The following is a 20,157-nucleotide window of genomic DNA, read 5'->3' as shown; positions in this document are numbered from 1 at the left end:
CAACTTTCTCCAATGTCGACGCTCCCGGTGACACTCGGGAGGTACATCCACTGCTGCCCAGAATTTACATGCAAGGATCGTTCCTGTAACAGAAAGCCTCCGGCGGTACCGAGTGTGCCGTCGCAACCTTGAAATGCGATGATCGGACGAATTCCCATCACGGACATCTCCCCCGTCGTCGACTGCGGGCAGTGGCCCGCCAAGGCGGTCGCCGGCGAGACCTTCGCGGTCTCGGCGACCGTGTTCAGAGAGGGCCACGACGCCGTGGCCGCGGGCGTGGTGCTCACCGCGCCCGATGGGCAGCGTGGCCGGCTGAGACGGATGCGCGAGAGCGCGTCGGGCACCGACAGGTGGGCGGTCGAGATCTGCCTGCCCACCGAGGGCGATTGGCTGTTCCGGGTGGAGGCTTGGAGTGATCCGCTCGCCACGTGGCTGCACGACGCCGAGATCAAGATCCCTCGTGGCCTGGACAGCGATCTGATGTGCGAGGAGGGCGCCCGCCTGTTCGAGCGGGCCGCCAAGGCCGTCCGGCAGGCCGACTGCCCGGGGCCCGACGGGCAGGCCGTCCTGGCGGCCACGGCCGCCAGGAACGGCACCAAGAACGGCACCGCGAACGGCAAGAACGGCGACAGTCCGTGCGGGCACCGGGCGGCGCTGCTGGCGGTCGCGGCCACGCTGCGGGACGAGGACCTGGACCCCAGGGCCCGGCTGTCGGTGGCGCAGCTGCCCGAGACGGCCGCGCTGCTGGAGGCGCATCCGCTGCGCGAGATGGTGACCAGGGCCAAGCAGCAGCGGATCAGGGTGAGCAGGCGCAGGGCGCTGTACGGCTCCTGGTATGAGTTCTTCCCCAGGTCCGAGGGCGCGGTGGTCAACGAGGTCGGCATCTCCAAGTCCGGAAATTTCCAGACTGCTGCCAAGCGCCTGCCCGCGGTCGCCAAGATGGGCTTCGACGTCGTCTACCTGCCGCCCATCCACCCGATCGGCACCACGTTCCGCAAGGGCCGCAACAACACGCTCAGCCCCGAGCCGGACGAGCCCGGCTCGCCCTGGGCCATCGGCTCGGAGGACGGCGGCCACGACGCCATCCACCCGGAGCTGGGCACCCTGGAGGACTTCGAGCAGTTCGTCAGCCGGGCCCGCGAGCTGGGCATGGAGGTCGCGATCGACTTCGCGCTGCAGTGCTCCCCCGACCACCCGTGGGTCAAGGAGCACCCGGAGTGGTTCACGATCCGGGCGGACGGCACGATCGCCTACGCCGAGAACCCGCCGAAGAAATATCAGGACATCTACCCGATCAACTTCGACCGGGACCCCGAGGGGATCTACACCGAGGTCAAGCGGGTGCTGCGGCACTGGATGGACCACGGGGTGCGGATCTTCCGGGTGGACAACCCGCACACCAAGCCGGTGGCCTTCTGGGAGCGGCTGATGGCCGACACCCACGCCACCGATCCGGACGTGCTCTTCCTGGCGGAGGCGTTCACCCGGCCGCCGATGCTCCAGATGCTGGCCAAGGTGGGCTTCCACCAGTCCTACACGTACTACACCTGGAAGAATTCCAAGGCGGACGTGGAGGCGTACCTGTCGGAGCTGGCGCACGTGACGTCGTCGTTCCTGCGGCCCAACCTGTTCGTCAACACGCCGGACATCCTGCACGAGTACCTGCAGCACGGCGGCGTACCCGCCTTCAAGATCAGAGCCGTGCTGGCCGCGCTCGCCTCGCCGACCTGGGGCGTCTACTCCGGTTACGAGCTCGCGGAGAACGTCCCCGTACGACCGGGGAGTGAGGAATATCTAGATAGTGAAAAATATCAGTACAAACCTCGTAATTGGGTTCTAGCGGAACGAGAGGGCCGGAGCATGGCCCCTCTCCTCACGCATTTGAATTTGTTTCGAAGAGCCCATCCAGCACTGCAGGAATTGCGTAACCTACGATTCCACCGGGTCGACCAACCGGATATCATCTGCTTTTCCAAACGACTCCCGGGCGCCTATGACACGGCCACACGAAGGCACGGGCTGGGCGACGTCGTTCTGGCGGTGATCAACCTGGATCCGCACCACACCCACGAGGCCACGGTCGAACTCGACCTGCCCGCGATCGGGCTCGACTGGAACGCCGAGTTCGTCGTCGACGACGAACTCTCCGGCGAGTCCTACCGCTGGCGCCAGAGCAACTACGTGCGCCTCGACCCTCACATCCAGCCTGCCCACATTCTCACCGTACGGGCCTCGCCACGGTAGAACTGAATTCAGCGGGGAGTCTTCAACGTGTGTGTTAGCGCCTCCCTCATGAGCCCCCCAAGGGAGAGCCCATGAGCTCCACACCCATACCCAACTCCTTCGACGAGGAGAAGCCGCGCGATCCTTACTGGTACAAACGCGCGGTCTTCTATGAGGTCCTGATCAGGGGCTTCGCCGACTCCAACGGAGACGGCACGGGTGACATCAAGGGCCTGATCGACAAGCTCGACTATCTGCAGTGGCTCGGCGTGGACTGCCTCTGGCTGCTGCCGCTGTTCGAGTCGCCGCTGCGCGACGGCGGTTACGACATCGCGGACTTCATGAAGATCCTCCCCGAGTTCGGCGATCTCGGAGACTTCGTGAAACTGGTCGACGAGGCGCACAAGCGCGGCATGCGCGTCATAGCGGACCTCGTGATGAACCACACCAGCGACGCGCACCCCTGGTTCCAGGCCTCCCGGCACGACCCCGAGGGGCCGTTCGGCGACTTCTACGTCTGGTCCGACACCGACACCGCCTACTCCGACGCCCGGATCATCTTCATCGACACCGAGACGTCCAACTGGACCTACGACCCGGTGCGCGGGCAGTACTACTGGCACCGCTTCTTCCACCACCAGCCGGACCTCAACTACGAGAACCCGGCCGTGCAGGACGCGATGCTGGAGGTGCTGCGCTTCTGGCTGGACCTGGGCATCGACGGGTTCCGGCTGGACGCGGTGCCCTACCTGTTCGAGGAGGAGGGCACCAACTGCGAGAACCTGCCGAGGACGCACGAATACCTCAAGCGGGTCCGCAAGGAGGTCGACCGGATCTACCCCGACCGGGTGCTGCTCGCCGAGGCCAACCAGTGGCCCTCCGACGTGGTCGAATACTTCGGCGACCCGGTCGGCGGCGGGGACGAGTGCCACATGGCCTTCCACTTCCCGCTGATGCCGCGCATTTTCATGGCGGTGCGCAGGGAGTCGCGTTACCCCATCTCGGAAATCCTCGCACAAACCCCGAAAATCCCCGAACACTGCCAATGGGGTATTTTCCTCCGCAACCATGACGAGCTCACCCTCGAAATGGTGACGGACGAGGAACGCGACTACATGTACACCGAGTACGCCAAGGATCCGCGGATGCGGGCCAACGTCGGCATCCGCCGCCGTCTGGCGCCCCTGCTGGAGAACGACCGCAACCAGATCGAGCTGTTCACCGCGCTGCTGCTGTCGCTGCCGGGCTCGCCGGTGCTCTACTACGGCGACGAGATCGGCATGGGCGACAACATCTGGCTCGGCGACCGCGACGGCGTGCGCACCCCCATGCAGTGGGACCCCGACCGCAACGCGGGCTTCTCCGACTGCGACCCGGGACGGCTCTACCTGCCGGTCATCATGGACCCGATCTACGGCTACCAGGCCCTGAACGTCGAGGCCCAGCAGAAGAGCGCCGGCTCACTGCTGCACTGGACCAGGCGCATGATCGAGATCCGCAAGCGCCATCCGGTCTTCGGGCTGGGCGAGTTCGCCGAGCTCAACTCCTCCAACCCGAGCGTGCTGGCGTTCGTCCGCGAGCTGGGCGACGACCGCATGCTCTGCGTGAACAACCTGTCCCGCTTCCCGCAGCCGGTGGAGCTGGACCTGCGGCGATTCGTCGGCGTCTCGCCCGTCGAGACGATGGGTGGAGTTCCATTTCCACCGATTGGCGAGCTTCCGTATCTTTTGACACTTCCTGGGCATGGGTTCTACTGGTTCACCCTCCCACCGGCCATCACCCAGGAGGAGTAAGACGTGCTGGACGAGCTCCTTGCCGCATGGATCGGACATCAGCGCTGGTTCGGCGGCAAGGGGCGCCCGATCGACACTCTGTCGATCGACTCCGACGTCACCATCGAAGCCGGCGACCCCGGCCTGCGCCACCTGATCGTGTCGGTGTGGCAGGACGGCTCCCGTGAGCGTTACCAGCTCCTGCTCGGCATGCGCGCCGACCTCCCCGACACCCTCCAGCACGCCCTCATCGGCCAGTGCGGCCCGTACGCCTTCGAGAACGGCCCCTCCCACCCGTGGTGGCACGTCTACGACGCCGCCCACGACCCGGAGCTGACCCACTGGATCCTGGAGTCCATGGCGGGCGACACCGAGCAGGGCGTGGTGCGCTTCGAGCACCTGCCCGGCGTCGGGATCGACTCCGGCGTCCGCAGCATGGTGCTGGGGGCCGAGCAGTCCAACACCTCACTGGTGTACGGCGACGCGTACATCTGCAAGCTGTTCCGCCGGCTCATCCCCGGGGTCAATCCCGAGCTGGAGATCGTCACCGCGCTGGCCGCCCGGCAGGCCCCGCACATCGCCCAGCCGTACGGATGGATGGAGATCGACCTCGACGGCACCGCGACCACGCTCGCCATCCTCCAGGAGTTCCTGTCCAACTCCACCGACGGCTGGGACCTGGCGCTGACCAGCGTGCGCGACCTGTACAACTCGCTGCCCGACGTCACCGCGGCGGAGGCCGGGGGAGACTTCGCCGCCGAGGCGGCCCGGCTCGGCGGCGCCACCGCGCGCATCCACCGCGAGCTGGCCACGGCCTTCCCGACCGGCACGGTCGAGCCGCACGAGGTCAAGCGGATGGCCGAGGGCCTGCGGCGCAAGCTCGGCCGGGCGGCGGCCGAGGTCCCGGAGCTGCGCGAGCACGTCGGCATGCTGGAGGCGGCCTACCACCGGGTCGAGGAGCTGACCGCCGAGGTGGCCGTGCAGCGGGTGCACGGCGACTATCACCTCGGCCAGGTGATGCGCACGACCACGGACTGGGTGGTGCTCGACTTCGAGGGCGAGCCGGGCCAGCCGCTGGCCGAGCGCCGGGCGATGTCGTCGCCGCTGCGCGACGTGGCCGGGATGCTCCGCTCCTTCGACTACGCCGCCAGGCACCTGCTGGCCGGCCATGCCGAGGCGGACAAGCTGGAGCCCAAGGCCGACCAGTGGGCCGAGCGCAACAGGGCCGCGTTCCTTGAGGGGTATGTCGAGGGCGGCGGCACGATCACCGCCGCGGACGCCGCCCTGCTGCGCGCGTTCGAGCTGTCCAAGGCGGTGTACGAAGTGATCTACGAGTCCCGCAACCGGCCGTCGTGGATCTCCATCCCGCTGGCCGCGTTCCGTTAGCCGCCCAGCTCCTCCTGGAGGATGGGCGCGCCCTCGACGACGGCGTGGATGCCGACGACGCTGACGATGGCGAGCACTTCCATGATCTCTTCAGGGGTGGCGCCGTAGCCGATGGCGTTGCGCATGTGCAGCTTGAGCCCCGGCTGGTAGAGGTGCGTGGCGGAGGCGTCGAAGGCGATGTAGACCAGCTCCTTGACCTTCGGCTCCAGCACCCCGGTCGTCCACGGCACGCCGGAGAAGTCCAGGTACGCCTCGAACAGGTCCGGGTCCAGCTCCAGCAGGCCGTCCCAGAATGCGTGCCAGTAGCCGCGCTTGTCGGTGAAGTCGGCCTTCAGGCGCTCCCGGCGCTCGTCGAGCGGGGCCGGGCCGGTGCGCAGCCCCTCCTCCTCCAGCACCTCCATCAGCAGCGGCACGCCGATGTTGCAGGCGTGGATGCCGAGGGTGGCGGTCAGCTCCAGCACCTCCATGATCTCCTCGCCGGTCGCGCCGTGCTTGAGGGCGGCGCGGATGTGCTGCCGGACGCCGGGGAGGTAGAGGTGGGTGGCGGCGGCGTCCATCGCGATGTAGATGAACTCCTTGACCTTGGCCGGCAGGTGCTCCCTGTTCCAGGGCACCGCGGACAGGCGCAGGTAGGACTCGAGGAAGCCGGCGTCCAGCCGGAGCATGCTCTCCCACGACTCCCCCCAGGTGCCGCGCACCTGGATGAACTCGTCCTTGATCTTCTGCTGCTCGGGGGTGAGCGTCATCGGGTGGTTCCTTTCACTCGTCAGTCCGCGGGCGTCCACGCGCCCGCGCCGCCGCTACGGGTCACGGTGTTGACCATGAACGCGCCGCCGTCGGCGGACACGACCTCTCCGGTGACGTACGCCGCGTCGTCACCGAGCAGGAAGGCCACCACGCCGGCGATCTCGTCGGTGGTGCCGACCCGCCGCATGGGGATGGTGCCGCCCCGCCGGCTCACCGTGGCGGCGCGGGATGCGTCGCCCGAGGAGGCGAAGATGCCGGTCGGCACCAGGCCGGGGGCCACCGCGTTGACCCGCACCCCGCGCGGCCCGCCGTACATGGCGGCGCCGTGCACCAGGCCGAGCAGGCCGTGCTTGGACGTCTGGTAGGGCAGTTGGTCGTCGGCGCCGCGCAGGGAGGAGATCGACGCGGTGACGACCACGGCGCCGCCCGTCTCCTGGTCGCGGTAGCACCGGAAGGCGGCGCGCAGCCCGAGGAAGGCGCCGCGCAGGTTCACCGCGATGACCTGGTCGAAGTCGGCCGCCGCCACGTCGGGCAGGGGTGCCATGGTGCCGAGCACGCCGGCGTTCAGGTGGTGCAGGTCGATCGCGCCGAACTCCTCCAGCGCCGCGCCGATGTAGGCGTCCACGCCCTCTTCGGTGGAGATGTCCGCGGTCACCGCGACGGCCCGGCCGGGCAGGTCGCCCGCCACCGAGGCGGCGGCGTCGCCGTTGACGTCCACCACGACGACGTGCGCCCCGTCCCGCGACAGGCGCCGGGCAGTGGCCGCGCCGATGCCGCTGCCGCCGCCGGTGACCACGGCCACCTTCCCGGCCAGCGAGCTCGCTCCTTGCTCAGCCAACACGCACCGCCTTCCCTGCCGGCGAGCTCGCTCCTCGCTCAGCCAACGCGCACCACCTGTCCGCCGCCGCCGGGCACCGCCGGGAAGCGCCGCATCACGTCGGCGTCGTGCCCCGCCACCAGCACCTCGCCGGGCTCGCCGGTCATCTCGCGCAGTTGCTCGTAGGCGCGGTAGGTGTCGGTCAGGTCGGTGAGGTAGGTGAACGGCCGGTCCAGCTCCACCTCCTCGTAGAAGTGCGCCGCGTCGGAGGCGAGCACGGCGTGCCCGGTCTCCGTCGCCACCCGCACGACGAGCTGGCCCGGCGTGTGGCCGCCGACCGTGATCGCCTCGATGCCGGGCGCCACCTGGGCGACGCCCTCCACGAGCGTGGCCCGGCCCTGCTCGCGGACCTCGCGCAGGTGGGCGATCTCGTTCTCCTCGACGGTGCAGGCGAACTGCGGGCGGGTGGCGTACGGGCCGGTCCAGAAGTCGAACTCGGCGCGCGCGATGACCACCTCGGAGGAGGGGTAGGCGTCCAGGTTGCCCATGTGGTCGTAGTGCGCGTGCGTGATGATCACCTGGGGGGACGCCTCGGGCCGCGCGTTCAGCTCGGCCAGGGTGGCGAGCGGGTCGGTCAGCTCGGTGCGCGCCATGCGGTGCCCCTTGGTGGCAGCGCTGTAGCCGGTGTCGATCACCACGGTGCGCTCGTCGTTCCTGGCCACCCAGAGGTAGAAGTCCAGGTCGATGGGGCTGTCGGCCTCGCGGTAGACGTGGTGGTTGAAGAAGGTCTGGGCGCGGGTGGTCGCGCGGGTGCCGTAGCGGACGGCCAGCACCTCGTACGTGGCGCCGCTCATCGGCCTACCAGCGCGCTCGCGTTCGCGCCGAGCATGCGGCGGACGTCGCCCTCGGCCAGCCCCGCGTCCAGGAGCCCGCGCGCCCCGCGCCGGAACAGCGTGACGGGCAGCGGGTTGTTCGTCTGGCCGGAGTCCGACGACAGCACGGTCTGCTCGGGGCCGACCGCCTCGATGAAGGCCAGCAGCTCGCCGAGGTCCCTGCGGCGCTCGGGACGGCCGAAGTACATCACCAGGCAGTGCTCGATGTGCGCGCCCTGCCGGGCCCACTCCGCGGCCTGCTCGACGGAGGCGCCGACGACGAAGCAGGGATGGTTGACCAGGATGCGCCGCACGCCCTCCTGCTTGGCGGCCTCGATCAGCTTGGTCGTCTCCTCGACGCCCAGGTGACCGCAGGTCATGATCGCCTCCTCGGCGGCGATGACCGACAGGATGTCGCGCACCTCCGGCAGCACCTTGCCGTCCTGGCCGAGGATGGTGATCACGTCGTTGGGCCGCAGCTGCACGACGGAGGTGGGGAAGCCGGTGTCGTGGTCGCGGTGGTGGTCGATGTGCGCCGCCGAGGACAGGGTGGGGAACCACACCACCCGGCCGCCCATCCGCAGGGCCAGCTCGACGGCGTGCGGGTTCAGGCCGCCCACGGTCTGGTTGAGCGCGATGCCGCCGAAGACCTTCACGGACAGCTCGTCCAGCCCGGCCTGGCCGAGCGCCAGGATGTCGGTGACCATGCTGTGGTGGTGGGACTTGGCCACGATGGCCTCGAAGCCGGCGCCCTCGGCGTCCCTGGCGGCGTCCAGGAGCGTCATCCGCCGGGGGAACGGGCTCGGCCCGGGGTGCTCGTGCAGGTCCACGGCGCCCACGAGGAGCGCGTCGGCCTCCGGGTCGGCGGTGAGCCGGTCGCCGTCCAGCTCCGGATCGAGCAGTGAGGCAGCGGGCTGGGTCATGCGGTCTCCTCGTTGGGATGGGGGTCGGTCGGCGGGGTCACCAGCACCTGGTGCGCGGGGTCCCAGTAGGCGGTCACGCTGCTGCCTGCCCGGATGCCGGCCATGGCGTCGGGGGACAGCACGGCGCAGCCCGTCATGCCGTCGCCGTAGTCGAGTTCGGCGCGCTGGTGCGTGCCCTGGAAGAACAGGCCGGTCACCTTCGCCTGGACGCTGTTCACGCCGGCCGGCACGTCGGTGGGCGCGGCGGCGAGGAGCAGCCGCTCCGGGCGTACGACGAGGTCGCGGCCGGCGGGCAGGCCGTCGGCGTCGCGCACGGCCCACTTGTGCCCGGCCCACTCGTACACGCCGCCGGGTCGCAGCCGGCCGCTGAAGAGGTTGGACTCGCCGAGGAAGCCGGCCACGAACCGGGTGCCGGGGTCGCGGTAGAGGTCGGCCGGGGTGCCGATGCGCTCGACGCGGCCCGCGTTGAAGACCGCGATGCGGTCCGACAGCGACATGGCCTCGTCCTGGTCGTGGGTGACGAAGACGAAGGTGAGCTTCAGCTCCTCGTGCAGGCGCTTGATCTCCTGCTGGAGGGTCTGCCTGAGCTTGCGGTCCAGGGCGCTGAGCGGCTCGTCGAGCAGCAGCACGCTGGGCGAGAAGACCACCGCGCGGGCCAGCGCGACCCGCTGCTGCTGGCCGCCCGACAGCTCGTCGGGCCGCCGCCCGCCCATGCCGCCGAGGTCGACCAGGCGCAGCGTCTCCTCCACCCGCCGGGCGATCTCCTCCTTCGCCACCTTGCGCTCACGCAGGGGGAAGGCGACGTTCTGCGCGACCGTCATGTGCGGGAAGAGCGCGTAGCTCTGGAAGACCATGCCGAAGGCGCGCCGGTGCGGCGGGAGCGGCGCGATGTCGCGCCCGCCCAGCTTGATGGTCCCCGAGGTGACGTCGGTGAAGCCCGCGATCATGTTGAGCGTGGTGGTCTTGCCCGAGCCGCTCGGCCCGAGCAGGGTGATGAACTCGCCCGACGCGATGTCGATGTTGACGTGGTCCACCACGAGTGGCCCTGAGCCGTACCGTTTGCACAGATCCGTCAGCTCGATCCGTCCGTCACCGGCCGTCATTGCCTACCTGCCTTTCCTCGGCGCGCGCCGATCACCTGCGCGAGCAGGATGGGGCCGCTGACCAGCACGACCATCAGGCTCGACGCCGCCGAGATGGTCGGGTCGATCTGCACGGTCACGCTGTTGAACATCTGGACGGGGAGTGTGAGCGTGGTCGGCGACTGCAGGAACAGCGAGATGACCACCTCGTCGAAAGAGGTGATGAAGGCCAGGACCGCGCCTGAGAGCACGCCCGGCAGCGCCAGCGGAAGGGTGATCTTCCTGAAGACGGACAGCGGCCCCGCGCCGAGGCTGGTGCCGGCCTTCTGCAGGGACGCGTCCATGCCCTGCAGCCGCGCCGTCACCGCGATCACCACGAACGGCAGGGCGATGGCGGTGTGCGCCAGCGCGATGCCGAACAGGGTGCCGGTCAGCGACAGCCGCAGGAAGGCCGAGAAGACCACCAGGGCGATGAGGATGTTCGGGATGATGATCGGGGACAGCAGGAACCCGGTCGCCAGGCCGCGCGCTCTGCTGCCCAGCATGGCCAGGCCCAGCGCCGCGGCGGTGCCGAGGGTGGTGGCCAGCAGGGTCGTCAGCAGCCCGACCTGGAGGGAGTTCAGGATCGCGGTGCTCCACTCGGGCGAGGTGAACAGCCGCTCGTACCACTGCAGGGACCAGCCCTGGGGCGGGAACCTGAACGTCTGGGAGGAGGAGAAGCTCATCGGGATGACGACGAGCGTCGGCACCGTGAGGAAGAGGCCCACGAGCACGGACACGATCTTCAGCCAGGGACGCGCGTTCACCTGTCACCTCCCGCTGCCACGGCGTGGGCGGCGACCGCCGTGCCCGTGCCTGCCAGCCGCCTGCTGGCGCCCAGCGCGATCAACGTCACGACCAGGATGAGGACGCCCATCGCGCCCGCGCCGCCGAAGTCGAGCAGGTCGCGGGTGCGGACGCTGATGATCTGCGCGATGAGCGCGCTCTGCGGGGAGCCGAGCAGCGCCGGCGTCACGTAGAAGCCGAGCGCCAGCACGAAGACCAGCGACCCGCCCGAGATGACGCCCGGCAGCGACAGCGGCAGGTAGACCTTACGGAAGGTCGACAGGCGGCTGGCGCCCAGGCTCTGCCCGGCGAGCAGCAGCCGGCGGTCGATCTGCTGCATCACGCTGAACATCGGCAGCACCATGAACGGCAGCAGCACCTGGGTCATCGACAGGGCCACGCCGGTCGCGGTGCCGAGCAGCGTGACGCCGCTCAGCCCGACCAGGCTGAGGATGCCCTGCACCACCCCGCCGTCCTGGATCAGCACCATCCACGCGAAGTTGCGCGCCATCATGCTCGTCCAGAAGGGCACCAGCACGACGGTCACCATGACCGCCCGGGTGGTGGGGCTCGCCAGCGTCATCATGTAGGCGTACGGGTAGCCCAGCAGCAGGCCCACCAGCGTGACGATCAGGGCGACGAGCAGCGTACGGCCCAGCACGCGCAGCGTGTAGCCGTCGCTGAAGAGCGCCAGGTAGTTGCCCAGACCGGGTTCGGGGTCGGTGAAGCTGCCGATGATGATGTCGAGCAGCGGCAGCACGAAGAACAAGATCAGGGCGATCAGGGCGGGCAGGAGCAGCAGCAGGGCTGCGGCCCGCCGCCGCCGGGCCGCCGGGCGGCGGCCGGCCGGCGGCGCGGAAGCGGCGGTCGGCGGGGACGCGGTTGAGGCCGGCATGTGATTACCTAGCTGACCTTCCAGCTCGTCCAGCGCTTGGTGACCATGTCGGTGTTCTCGATCCACCAGGGCTTGTCCTGCTCAAGCAGGGTGCCGCGGTCGGGCAGGAACGCGTTGAAGGCCTTCTGGACGTCGCTGTACCCGATGGTGGAGATGTCCACGTCGGCACGCGCGGGCGCCGTGCCCGTCAGCTCGGCGTACGCCTTGGCCTGCGCCGGTTCGGTGACGAAGGCGAGCGCCTGCTGGGCCAGCGCCTTGTTGGGGGATCCCTTGGGGATCACCAGGGCGCCGATGTCGACGGTGGTGAAGTCCCAGACCGCCTTGAGGTTCGCGCCGCTCTGGGCGGTCACGATGCTGCGGGCCGTCACGGTGAGGACCATCGAGCCCTGCTTGTCCACCATCATCTGCTGGATCGCGCCGTAACTGGGGGCGAACACGAGGGACGACTTGATGGTGTCGAGCTTGCGCAGCGCGCGCTCCAGGTCCAGCGGGTAGACCTTGTCGGGTGCCACGCCGTCGGCCACCAGGGCGGCTTCGAGCAGGCCGCTCTTGGGATAGTCATGGACGATGCGCTTGCCCGGGAACCGCTTGACGTCGAAGAAGTCCGCGATCTTGGAGGGGGCCTCGCCCTTGAACATGTCCGCGTTGTAGCTGAAGACGTTGGCGTAGCGGTAGGTCGGCACGAAGCAGTCGTGGGTCGTTCCCGGCGGGAACTTGCTGCGGTCGAGCGCCGGATCGTCCAGCTTCTCGTAGAGCTCCCCGCAGTAGGCGCCGGCGTAGATCCAGCTCATGTTGGCCAGGTCCCAGGCGGTGTTGCCGGACGCGACCATGGCCTTGACCTGGGAGGCGTCCGCGGGGCTCACGTTGACGAACTGGGTGCCGCTCTTGGCCGTGAAGGGCGCCTGCAGGGCCTTCTTCTCGTCCTCCTGGAACTGGCCGCCCGTGCTGGCCCAGGTGAGTGTCTTGGTCGCTTCGGTCGAGGAGTTAGCGCCGCACGCCGCCGTGGCGGCCAGCAGCAGGCCGGTGGCCGCCAGGGCCAGAAGATGGTTGTGCCTCATGTCGTTGCCTTTCTTGAGTGGAGAGCCGTCACGGCCAAGGTGAACGTCACGGCTCCGGGTCCACCCCCGATCACTCGTCCGTGGCCGGCGTTCGCCGGTCGCGGTGCACGAGAGCGTCGATCACTCCCCTGCGCGCTCAAGTGATGCGCTCAGTGCTTGGTGGATGGCCTGCGCGCCCTCACGCAGGGTCATCACTACATCGCTGTCGTCCTCATCCGGTACGAGCTGCGTCACGCCGATCACCGCGAGCGCGGCCACGACGCGATCGGCCGCGTCCCTGATCGGGACCGCCACCGCGCGCACTCCCTCGCTGGCGCTCGATCGGATGGCGACGCCGGTCCGGCGTACCTCTTCCAGCCCGTCAGCCTCCTGCCCGAGATTCGGCACTTCCTTGCGGAAGTGGTAGAAGGACTGGTCCTGGAAGGCGCGGAACACGCAGTCCTGCGCCGTCCCCGCCCGCAGCAGACTTCCCGTCCGTATCGAGACGTGAGCCGTACGGCTGCTGTCCTCGTGGACCTGGACCACCACCGCCTGCCGGCCGTTCCAGATCGTGAGCACGACCGTGTGCCGGACCCGCAGGCTGATCTGCTCCATGACCGGCTGCGCCACGTTGACCACGCCCAGCCGGGACAGGGCCATGGTGCCCAGCTCGGCCAGGAGCGGACCGAACTCGTAGCGGTTGCGGTCACGGCGCTGGAGCATGCCGTGGTTCTCCATCGAGGCCAGGTAGCGGTGCGCCGTGGACTTTCCCACGCTCAACTCCTGGGCGGCCGACACGAGGTCGATGGTCCCGGCCTCGCCGAGCAGTCGCAGCAACTGGACCACTCGGGCGACGACCTGAAGGTCACCGCTGGGGATGTCGGGGATTGTCACGTGCGGCCCTCCCGGCGCTCGATCCAGATCAGGGCTTGTCCCGCATTGCGGATTTTCGATTCCCTCATCCGGTACGTCGGACTGTAGAACACGCCCTACCGGGGCCGTCAAGGTTTCCACGGCATTTCTACTTCAAGAAAAGTAGGTGTTCAAAACGTGACTCTTGACGCAGCGCATCCGAAAGCCTACCGTCACCCCTATCCCGCTTACTAGAACTCTCATCCCTCAATGAGGGACAGGAGGATTCATGCGCATGCTCCAACACCTCCGCGAAAGCACCCGGTGCCTGATCGGGACCTGGGTCAAGATCCCCGCGCTGGAGACCGTCGAGCTCCTGGCCCGCGCGGGTTTCGATTTCGTGGTCGCCGACATGGAGCACAGCCCCATGACCCTGGAGTCGACCTATCGCGCGGTCGTCGTCGCCCAAGGGCTCGGCATGCACGCGCTGGTCCGCGTGCCCGACGCCGGCGGCAGCCACCTGCAGCGCGTCCTCGACATCGGCGCCGACGGCATCCTCGTCCCGCACGTGACCGGCCGCGAGGACGCCGAGCGCGCGATGAACGGCATGCTCTTCCCGCCGAGCGGCGGGCGCGGCCTCGGCACCACCTCCCGCGCCGGCACGTGGGGCCTCGACTCCACGGCCGACTACGTCCGGCGAGGCAACGAGGAGACCCTGCGCATCCCCCAGCTCGAAGACCTCTCGGCACTCGAACAAGTCACGGAGATCCTGGACACGCCGGGGCTCAACGCCGCCTTCCTCGGCATGGGCGACCTGACGATGTCCACCGGCCTGGCCGCCGACGACCCCCTCCTGCAGCGGCATGCCGACGAGCTCCTGTCGGCCGCCCGCGCCCGTGACCTGCCGGTCGGCACCGCCTGCCGGGACGCCGCGGCGGCGCGCGCGGCGGCCGAACGCGGCTTCTCCTTCGTCATGATCGGCAACGACGCGGGCATCTTCGGCAACGCCGCCGCCGAGATCCGCCGCAACGCCGTCATCTCCCACCCCTAGAAAGGACGCACCATGCCTTACGACCCGAGCGACGCGCGCTCAGCCCTCCCCACGGCGACGGCGACGCGGCAGCCGGACGGCATCTACTCGCCCGCCAGCCACGTGAAGTTCTACGAGCTGCCCGCCGTCACCACCGACGGGGACACCCGCACCTGGTACGGCCGCAGCCAGCACCTGGTGATCGGCTACACCGACCTGGTCACGCCCACCGGGTTCACGGTGCCGGAGACCTCCGACGAATGCGCCGTGCTGATGCCGGAGGCGACCACGTCGGCGACCGTCACCATTGACGGGAAGACCACCACGGTCGCCGGCCAGACGCTCACGTTCATCCCGCCGGACGCGGCCGACGTACGGCTTGAGGGCAGCGGCCGGGTCATCACGATCTTCACCGCCCGTTCCGGCGCCGCCCCCGGCGAGGCCGCCAACGCCGCCGCCTACGACGAGCCGCACCCCGGCGTCGCCCCGCTCATCTCCTGGCCGGATCCGGTCGGCGGGTTCCAGCTGCGCACCTACGACCTCGACGTGCCCGGCCTGACCGAGCCCGCCTTCCGTATCTTCCGGTGCAGCTCGTTCATGGTGAACGTCACCCATCCCCGCAATGGCCCGCGCGACACCACCCGCATGTCCCCGCACTCGCACGACGACTTCGAGCAGTGCTCGCTCGTCATCGACGGCGCGTTCACCCATCACCTGCGCTGGCCCTGGACCACCGACCTGAGCCAGTGGCGCGAGGACGAGCACGAGCACTGCGACAGCCCGTCGCTCACGATCATCCCGCCGCCCGCCGTGCACACCAGCCAGGCGACGGACGCGGGCGTCAACCACCTGATCGACATCTTCTCCCCGCCGCGCACCGACTTCTCCCTCATGGACGGCTGGGTGCTGAACGCCGCCGACTACCCCATGCCCGAGGCCGCCTCATGAGCAGGATCCCCTCGATCGGCCCCGACGAGCTCGACGCCCGGCAGTGGAGCATCTACGACGCGCTGGTCAACGGCCGCCGCGCCACCCAGACCAGGGCCTTTCCCATCATCGACGAGGCCGGCGCCCTGACGGGACCGTGCAACGCCTGGCTGCTCAACCCCGCGATCGGCAGCGCCTTCGAGCAGCTCGGCGCGGCGGTCCGGTTCGAGATCTCCCTCAGCGCCCGCTGCCGCGAGATCATCATCCTCTCCGTCGCCCAGCACCGCGACAGCCCGTACGAGATGTACGCCCACCGGCTCGCCGGGCCGGCCGCCGGGCTGTCCCAGCAGGAGGTCGACGCGCTGTGCGCGGGCGCGGACCCCGGCCTCACCGACGAGCGGGAACGCGTCGTCCACGAGACCTCCCGCATCCTGCTGCGCACCGGGGCTCTGGACGACGACGCCTACGAGCGCGCCGTCACCGCCCTCGGCGAAGCCGGGCTCTTCGAGGTCACGGTGATCGTCGGCTGGTATCAGCACATCGCCACGCAACTGGCCGTCTTCGACGTCCGGCCGCCGGTCCAGCCCTGAAAGGGGGCCAACTCGTGCCCGGAGAAACCCATGTGGCGATCATCGGCGGTGGCTTCGGCGGCATCGCCGCGGCCGTCAAGCTCCAGCAGGCGGGGATCACCGACTTCACCATCTTCGAGCAGTCACCGGCACCGGGCGGCACCTGGTGGGACAACCGGTACCCCGGCTGCGAGGTGGACATCCCCTCGCACGCCTACTCCTTCTCCTTCATGCCCTACGACTGGCCGCGCACCCACGCGACCCAGCCGGAGCTGCAGGTCTACGCCGAGACCGTGGTGGACCACTTCGCCCTGCGGCCGCACTTCCGGTTCGGCGTCCGGGTCGAGTCCGTCGCCTGGGACGACGACGCCGGGCACTACCTGGTGACCACCGATGACGGCGAGCGGCGGCCGTACCGCTTCGTGATCAGTGCCGTGGGGCTCCTGAACGTGCCCCGCTACCCGTCGTGGCCCGGCCTGGACGAGTTCGGCGGCGTGTCGTTCCACACCTCCCGCTGGGACGCCGAGGTGGAGCTGACCGGCAAGCGGGTCGCCGTCGTCGGCACCGGATCCACCGCGGTGCAGATCGTGCCCGCCATCGCCCCGCAGGTCGAGCGGCTGGCGGTCTTCCAGCGTGAGCCCGGCTGGGTGGAGCCCAAGGGCGAGCGGACCTTCACCCCGGCCGAGCGGTCCCGCTTCCAGCGGCTGCCCCTGCTGCGCCGGCTCTACCGCTACAAGCTCTTCCGCGACTCGATGCGGCGCTTCAAGGCCTACGACACGGGCGGGCGCGAGCAGCGCAGAATGCGCGACCTGTGCCTGCGCTACATCGACTCCGCCATCGACGATCCCGCCGTGCGCGCCGCGGTCACCCCCTCCTACCCGTGGGGATGCAAGCGGCCGATCTTCGCCAGTGGCTTCTACCCGGCGCTCAACCGGCCCAACGTCGACCTCGTGCCGCACGCGGTCAGCAAGGTCACCGAGAAGGGCGTGGTCGACGACCAGGGCACCGAGCATCCGATCGACGTGCTCATCCTGAGCACCGGCTTTCAGCCCACCAGGTTCTTGTCCGGCTTCACCGTGACCGGCCGGCGGGGCAAGGAGATCCAGGAGTTCTGGGGCGAGCGCCCCCGCGCCTTCCTCGGCGTGACCGTGCCCGGCTTCCCCAACTTCTTCATCATGTACGGCCCCAACACCAACGGCGGCTTCTCCATCATCGCCCAGCTCGAACGCCAGGCCGAAGTGGCCGTACGGGCCATCGGCCGGGTCCGCAAGAGCGGCGCCAAGCTGGTCGACACCCGCGAGGAGGCGTTGGACCGGCACGTGAGCTGGGTGGACCGCCAGCTCGCCAAGCACGCCTCGGCCATGGACGCCGGCTGCAACAACTACTACCACTCGTCCTCGGGCGCGAACGTCACCCAGTGGCCCCGCACCCACCTCGTCTACTACCTGCTGTGCCGCACGCTGCCCCGGCGTGGCCTGGTCTACCAGGGGTGGACATCACCGGAGAGGAAGTCATGACCAGCAGATTCGACGGCGCGGTCGCCGTCGTCACCGGAGCCGCCTCCGGCATCGGCGCGGCCACCGCGAGGCTGCTGTCGCGCGAGGGCGCGTCGGTCGTCGTGGTGGACGTCGAACTCGACGGGGCCCGCAAGGTCGCCGACGAGCTCGCCGGGCCCGCGCTCGCCGTCCGCGCCGACGTGTCCGACCCGGACGACACCGACGCCTACGTGGCCGCCGCCGTCGAGCGATTCGGCCGGGTGGACCTGCACCACCTCAACGCCGGCATCGTCGGCACCTTCGACCGGCTGCCCGAGATCACCGTCGAGGACTTCGACCGGGTCATCTCGGTCAACCTGCGCGGGGCCTTCCTCGGCGTCCGCGCCGCCTTCCGCCAGTACGCCGCGCAAGGCGCCGGCGGAGCCATCGTCCTGACCGCGTCGATCGCCAGCCTGCGCGGCAGCCACGACCTGCTGCCGTACGAGTCGTCCAAGCACGGCGTGCTCGGCGTCATGCGCGGCGCCGCGATGTACGGCGGCCCGCAGGGCGTCCGGGTCAACGCCGTCGCCCCCGGGCTCGTCCCCACCGGCCTGTTCGCCGGCTCGGCGGGCAGCCCCGGCGCGGGCGACGACCTGCGGCGACGGGGCACGACCGTCCCGCAGCGGCGCACCGGCACCTCCGACGAGGTGGCCGCGGCGGTGGCCTTCCTGCTCAGCTCCGACGCCTCCTACGTCAACGGCGAGGTGCTGTCCGTGGACGGCGGCTCCGCCTGGGTCAACACCGTCCGCCCCGGCGGCGGCGCCGGCGCGTGGGATCCCGCCGCCGTGGACGAGGCGGCCCGCGTCATCGCGGCGAAGGGGGACAGCGCGTGAGCATCGGATTCGTCGGCCTCGGCAACATGGGCGGCCGGATCGCCCGCCGCCTGACCGACGCCGGGCACCCCGTCCTCGGCTACGACCCCGCGCCCGGCAGCGCCGAACGCGCGGGCGCGAGCCCGGCCCGCGACCTCGCCGAGATCGCGGCCGGCGCGGAGCTGATCTTCCTCTCGCTGCCCGACAGCCGGGCCGTGGAAGCGGTCGTGCTCGGCGAGGGCGGCCTGCTCGACCAGGCTGGAGCCGGTCTGACCATCGTCGACCTGAGCACCGCCGCCCCGGACTCCACCCGGCGGATCGCCGCGCTCCTGGACGCCAAGGGCGGCCACTACCTCGACGCCGGCGTCTCCGGCGGCGCCGCCGCGGCCGAGAAGGGCACGCTCACCCTTATGACCGGCGGCGACCAGGAGGCGCTGGAGCGGATCCGGCCCCAGCTGGAGACGTTCGCGAAGAAGATCTTCCACCTGGGCGGGCCCGGCGCCGGACACTCGGCCAAGCTGCTCAACAACTTCCTCAACGCGGTCAGCCTGGCCGCCACCAGCGAGGTCATGGTCGCGGGCCGCAAGGCCGGGCTCGACCCGCACACCCTCCTGGACGTGCTCAACTCCTCCAGCGGCGCCAACTGGGCCACCGCCAACCGCTTCCCGCACATCGTGGACGGCGACTACCTGGAGGGCGGCCTGACCTCCACCCTGATGACCAAGGACATCGTCCTGTACGTGGACCACCTGCGCGACCTCGGCGTCCCCACCCTGAACGCGGCCGGGCCGCTGGCCAGCTTCGGCCTGGCCGCCAACCTCGGGTACGCCGACCAGATCAGCAACCGCGTGGTCGACGCCATCGGCGACATCGCCGGCGGGGTGCGCGTACACGAAGGAGAAAGAACGCAGTGAGAATCGTCCACGGACGCGCCGCCGGGGAGGTCTCCGTCGTCAAGTCCGCCACGTTCGTCGGCACCGTGTGGGCCGACCCGGTGCTGCCCACCACCGACGGCACCACCATCAACCTCGTCACCTTCACCCCGGGAGCCCGTACCAACTGGCACGAGCACGCCGAAGGCCAGATCCTCCAGGTGCTGGCCGGACAGGGCTGGGTCTGCGCGGCGGGCGGCCCTGCCGTCCGGCTGCTGCCCGGCGACACCGTCTGGGTGCCGCCCGGCGAGCGGCACTGGCACGGCGCGACCGAGACCACCCTGATGACGCACACCGCCATCTCCCTCGGCCCCACCCACTGGTACGACGAGGTCAGCCCCGACGACTACACCGCGGCCCACTACTCTGCGGCCCACGACGAGGAGTCCCGATGAGCGACCGTTTCGAAGCCGGTCTGGCCACCCGCAAGGAGGTGCTCGGCGCGGCGCACGTCGAGCGCTCGCTCGCCGCGGTGACCGAGTTCAGCCGGCCGGTGCAGGAGCTGGTGACCGAGTACTGCTGGGGGGCCGTCTGGACGAGGGAGGGCCTCGACCGGCGTACCCGCAGCCTGCTCAACCTGGTCATGCTCACCGCGCTGAACCGCGGGCACGAGCTGGCGGTGCACGTACGGGGTGCGATCACCAACGGCGTCACCGAGGCGGAGATCCAGGAAGCGCTGCTGCAGGCGGCCGTCTACGTCGGCGTACCCGCCGCGCTGGAATCGTTCCGCATCGCCGAGCGCACGCTCGGCGAACTGCGCGCCGAAGGGGTGAAGATCCCCTGAACGCCACCCCACCCCTGACCAGCGGGGGCTCCTCGCCCCTGGCCGGCGAGGGCGACCCGACCCCGCCCTTGTCCGGCGCGGGCGACCCCACCCCGACCGGCACTCCGACCCAACCCAGCGGGGGCGACCCCACCCCG

Annotated in this window: 20 protein-coding genes; 11 read left to right on the top strand and 9 right to left on the bottom strand. The window is 69.9% G+C overall.

The features are described from left to right. The first annotated feature begins 138 nt into the window (after positions 1-138). From IEY87_RS00775 to IEY87_RS00765, 3 genes are all read left to right on the top strand, one after another. Positions 139-2,244, top strand: coding sequence for an alpha-1,4-glucan--maltose-1-phosphate maltosyltransferase (locus tag IEY87_RS00775; RefSeq protein ID WP_189136496.1), 2,106 nt, complete (start codon positions 139-141; stop codon positions 2,242-2,244). Between the two features lie 71 nt (positions 2,245-2,315). Continuing rightward, a complete protein-coding gene (gene treS / locus IEY87_RS00770) occupies positions 2,316-4,016 on the top strand; it encodes a maltose alpha-D-glucosyltransferase (RefSeq protein ID WP_189136495.1) in 1,701 nt (566 codons plus the stop codon). A 3-nt stretch (positions 4,017-4,019) separates the two neighbouring features. After that, positions 4,020-5,381: a maltokinase N-terminal cap-like domain-containing protein gene (locus IEY87_RS00765; RefSeq protein ID WP_189136494.1), complete on the top strand. Its 1,362-nt coding sequence runs from the start codon at positions 4,020-4,022 to the stop codon at positions 5,379-5,381. Here the strand turns inward: IEY87_RS00765 and IEY87_RS00760 are convergent. The 9 genes from IEY87_RS00760 to IEY87_RS00720 all read right to left on the bottom strand — a co-directional run bounded on the left by IEY87_RS00760 (position 5,378) and on the right by IEY87_RS00720 (position 13,473). Beyond that, positions 5,378-6,127, bottom strand: coding sequence for a carboxymuconolactone decarboxylase family protein (locus tag IEY87_RS00760; protein ID WP_189136493.1), 750 nt, complete (start codon positions 6,125-6,127; stop codon positions 5,378-5,380). The two genes, IEY87_RS00765 and IEY87_RS00760, sit on opposite strands and share 4 nt — an antisense overlap. 20 nt (positions 6,128-6,147) lie before the next feature. Further along, the gene (locus IEY87_RS00755) at positions 6,148-6,966 is read right to left on the bottom strand and encodes an SDR family NAD(P)-dependent oxidoreductase (protein WP_225276860.1); all 819 of its coding nucleotides are present in this window, start codon (positions 6,964-6,966) and stop codon (positions 6,148-6,150) included. Between the two features lie 38 nt (positions 6,967-7,004). Further along, positions 7,005-7,799, bottom strand: a complete 795-nt coding sequence (locus IEY87_RS00750) for an N-acyl homoserine lactonase family protein (RefSeq protein ID WP_189136492.1) — start codon at positions 7,797-7,799, stop codon at positions 7,005-7,007. Then, positions 7,796-8,740: a DUF6282 family protein gene (locus tag IEY87_RS00745; protein WP_225276861.1), complete on the bottom strand. Its 945-nt coding sequence runs from the start codon at positions 8,738-8,740 to the stop codon at positions 7,796-7,798. The genes IEY87_RS00750 and IEY87_RS00745 overlap by 4 nt, the downstream gene beginning before the upstream one ends. Continuing rightward, positions 8,737-9,843 carry an ABC transporter ATP-binding protein gene (locus tag IEY87_RS00740; RefSeq protein ID WP_189136491.1) on the bottom strand — a complete coding sequence of 369 codons (1,107 nt, stop codon included), beginning with the start codon at positions 9,841-9,843 and terminating at the stop codon, positions 8,737-8,739. Before IEY87_RS00740 ends, IEY87_RS00745 begins: the two co-directional genes overlap by 4 nt. Further along, positions 9,840-10,628 carry an ABC transporter permease gene (locus tag IEY87_RS00735; protein ID WP_225276862.1) on the bottom strand — a complete coding sequence of 263 codons (789 nt, stop codon included), beginning with the start codon at positions 10,626-10,628 and terminating at the stop codon, positions 9,840-9,842. Before IEY87_RS00735 ends, IEY87_RS00740 begins: the two co-directional genes overlap by 4 nt. After that, positions 10,625-11,542, bottom strand: a complete 918-nt coding sequence (locus IEY87_RS00730) for an ABC transporter permease (RefSeq protein ID WP_189136490.1) — start codon at positions 11,540-11,542, stop codon at positions 10,625-10,627. Before IEY87_RS00730 ends, IEY87_RS00735 begins: the two co-directional genes overlap by 4 nt. A gap of 8 nt (positions 11,543-11,550) precedes the next feature. Next, entirely contained in the window at positions 11,551-12,600 is a 1,050-nt protein-coding gene (locus IEY87_RS00725; protein WP_189136489.1) for an extracellular solute-binding protein, read from the bottom strand. Between the two features lie 120 nt (positions 12,601-12,720). Continuing rightward, entirely contained in the window at positions 12,721-13,473 is a 753-nt protein-coding gene (locus IEY87_RS00720) for an IclR family transcriptional regulator (protein ID WP_189136488.1), read from the bottom strand. A 247-nt stretch (positions 13,474-13,720) separates the two neighbouring features. Between IEY87_RS00720 and IEY87_RS00715 the strand changes: the two genes are divergently transcribed. The 8 genes from IEY87_RS00715 to IEY87_RS00680 are packed head-to-tail and all read left to right on the top strand — an operon-like array spanning position 13,721 to position 20,020. Beyond that, positions 13,721-14,482: an HpcH/HpaI aldolase family protein gene (locus IEY87_RS00715; RefSeq protein ID WP_189136487.1), complete on the top strand. Its 762-nt coding sequence runs from the start codon at positions 13,721-13,723 to the stop codon at positions 14,480-14,482. Between the two features lie 12 nt (positions 14,483-14,494). Further along, positions 14,495-15,409, top strand: coding sequence for a cupin domain-containing protein (locus IEY87_RS00710; protein ID WP_189136486.1), 915 nt, complete (start codon positions 14,495-14,497; stop codon positions 15,407-15,409). Further along, a complete protein-coding gene (locus IEY87_RS00705; RefSeq protein WP_189136485.1) occupies positions 15,406-15,978 on the top strand; it encodes a carboxymuconolactone decarboxylase family protein in 573 nt (190 codons plus the stop codon). The genes IEY87_RS00710 and IEY87_RS00705 overlap by 4 nt, the downstream gene beginning before the upstream one ends. 14 nt (positions 15,979-15,992) lie before the next feature. Next, positions 15,993-17,474: a flavin-containing monooxygenase gene (locus tag IEY87_RS00700; RefSeq protein WP_189136484.1), complete on the top strand. Its 1,482-nt coding sequence runs from the start codon at positions 15,993-15,995 to the stop codon at positions 17,472-17,474. Beyond that, the gene (locus IEY87_RS00695; protein WP_189136483.1) at positions 17,471-18,325 is read left to right on the top strand and encodes an SDR family NAD(P)-dependent oxidoreductase; all 855 of its coding nucleotides are present in this window, start codon (positions 17,471-17,473) and stop codon (positions 18,323-18,325) included. The genes IEY87_RS00700 and IEY87_RS00695 overlap by 4 nt, the downstream gene beginning before the upstream one ends. Next, positions 18,322-19,218: an NAD(P)-dependent oxidoreductase gene (locus IEY87_RS00690; protein WP_229699270.1), complete on the top strand. Its 897-nt coding sequence runs from the start codon at positions 18,322-18,324 to the stop codon at positions 19,216-19,218. The genes IEY87_RS00695 and IEY87_RS00690 overlap by 4 nt, the downstream gene beginning before the upstream one ends. Continuing rightward, on the top strand, positions 19,215-19,631 hold the full coding sequence (locus IEY87_RS00685; protein WP_189136482.1) for a cupin domain-containing protein: 417 nt from the start codon (positions 19,215-19,217) through the stop codon (positions 19,629-19,631). The genes IEY87_RS00690 and IEY87_RS00685 overlap by 4 nt, the downstream gene beginning before the upstream one ends. Further along, entirely contained in the window at positions 19,628-20,020 is a 393-nt protein-coding gene (locus tag IEY87_RS00680; protein ID WP_189136481.1) for a carboxymuconolactone decarboxylase family protein, read from the top strand. The genes IEY87_RS00685 and IEY87_RS00680 overlap by 4 nt, the downstream gene beginning before the upstream one ends. Positions 20,021-20,157: the final 137 nt, after the last annotated feature.

The sequence above is a fragment of the Nonomuraea glycinis genome, assembly GCF_014646515.1.
Lineage (GTDB): Bacteria > Actinomycetota > Actinomycetes > Streptosporangiales > Streptosporangiaceae > Nonomuraea > Nonomuraea glycinis.
Note: the sequence above shows the minus strand (reverse complement) of the source record. Positions and strands in the feature narration are given on the sequence as shown.

Excerpts from the sequence above, each read along its gene's own strand:
- IEY87_RS00775 (WP_189136496.1), top strand. The coding sequence starts at position 139 with ATGATCGGACGAATTCCCATCACGGACATCTCCCCCGTCGTCGACTGC.
- treS (WP_189136495.1), top strand. The coding sequence starts at position 2,316 with ATGAGCTCCACACCCATACCCAACTCCTTCGACGAGGAGAAGCCGCGC.
- IEY87_RS00760 (WP_189136493.1), bottom strand. The coding sequence starts at position 6,127 with ATGACGCTCACCCCCGAGCAGCAGAAGATCAAGGACGAGTTCATCCAG.
- IEY87_RS00750 (WP_189136492.1), bottom strand. The coding sequence starts at position 7,799 with ATGAGCGGCGCCACGTACGAGGTGCTGGCCGTCCGCTACGGCACCCGC.
- IEY87_RS00745 (WP_225276861.1), bottom strand. The coding sequence starts at position 8,740 with ATGACCCAGCCCGCTGCCTCACTGCTCGATCCGGAGCTGGACGGCGAC.
- IEY87_RS00740 (WP_189136491.1), bottom strand. The coding sequence starts at position 9,843 with ATGACGGCCGGTGACGGACGGATCGAGCTGACGGATCTGTGCAAACGG.
- IEY87_RS00730 (WP_189136490.1), bottom strand. The coding sequence starts at position 11,542 with ATGCCGGCCTCAACCGCGTCCCCGCCGACCGCCGCTTCCGCGCCGCCG.
- IEY87_RS00725 (WP_189136489.1), bottom strand. The coding sequence starts at position 12,600 with ATGAGGCACAACCATCTTCTGGCCCTGGCGGCCACCGGCCTGCTGCTG.
- IEY87_RS00715 (WP_189136487.1), top strand. The coding sequence starts at position 13,721 with ATGCGCATGCTCCAACACCTCCGCGAAAGCACCCGGTGCCTGATCGGG.
- IEY87_RS00710 (WP_189136486.1), top strand. The coding sequence starts at position 14,495 with ATGCCTTACGACCCGAGCGACGCGCGCTCAGCCCTCCCCACGGCGACG.
- IEY87_RS00705 (WP_189136485.1), top strand. The coding sequence starts at position 15,406 with ATGAGCAGGATCCCCTCGATCGGCCCCGACGAGCTCGACGCCCGGCAG.
- IEY87_RS00695 (WP_189136483.1), top strand. The coding sequence starts at position 17,471 with ATGACCAGCAGATTCGACGGCGCGGTCGCCGTCGTCACCGGAGCCGCC.
- IEY87_RS00680 (WP_189136481.1), top strand. The coding sequence starts at position 19,628 with ATGAGCGACCGTTTCGAAGCCGGTCTGGCCACCCGCAAGGAGGTGCTC.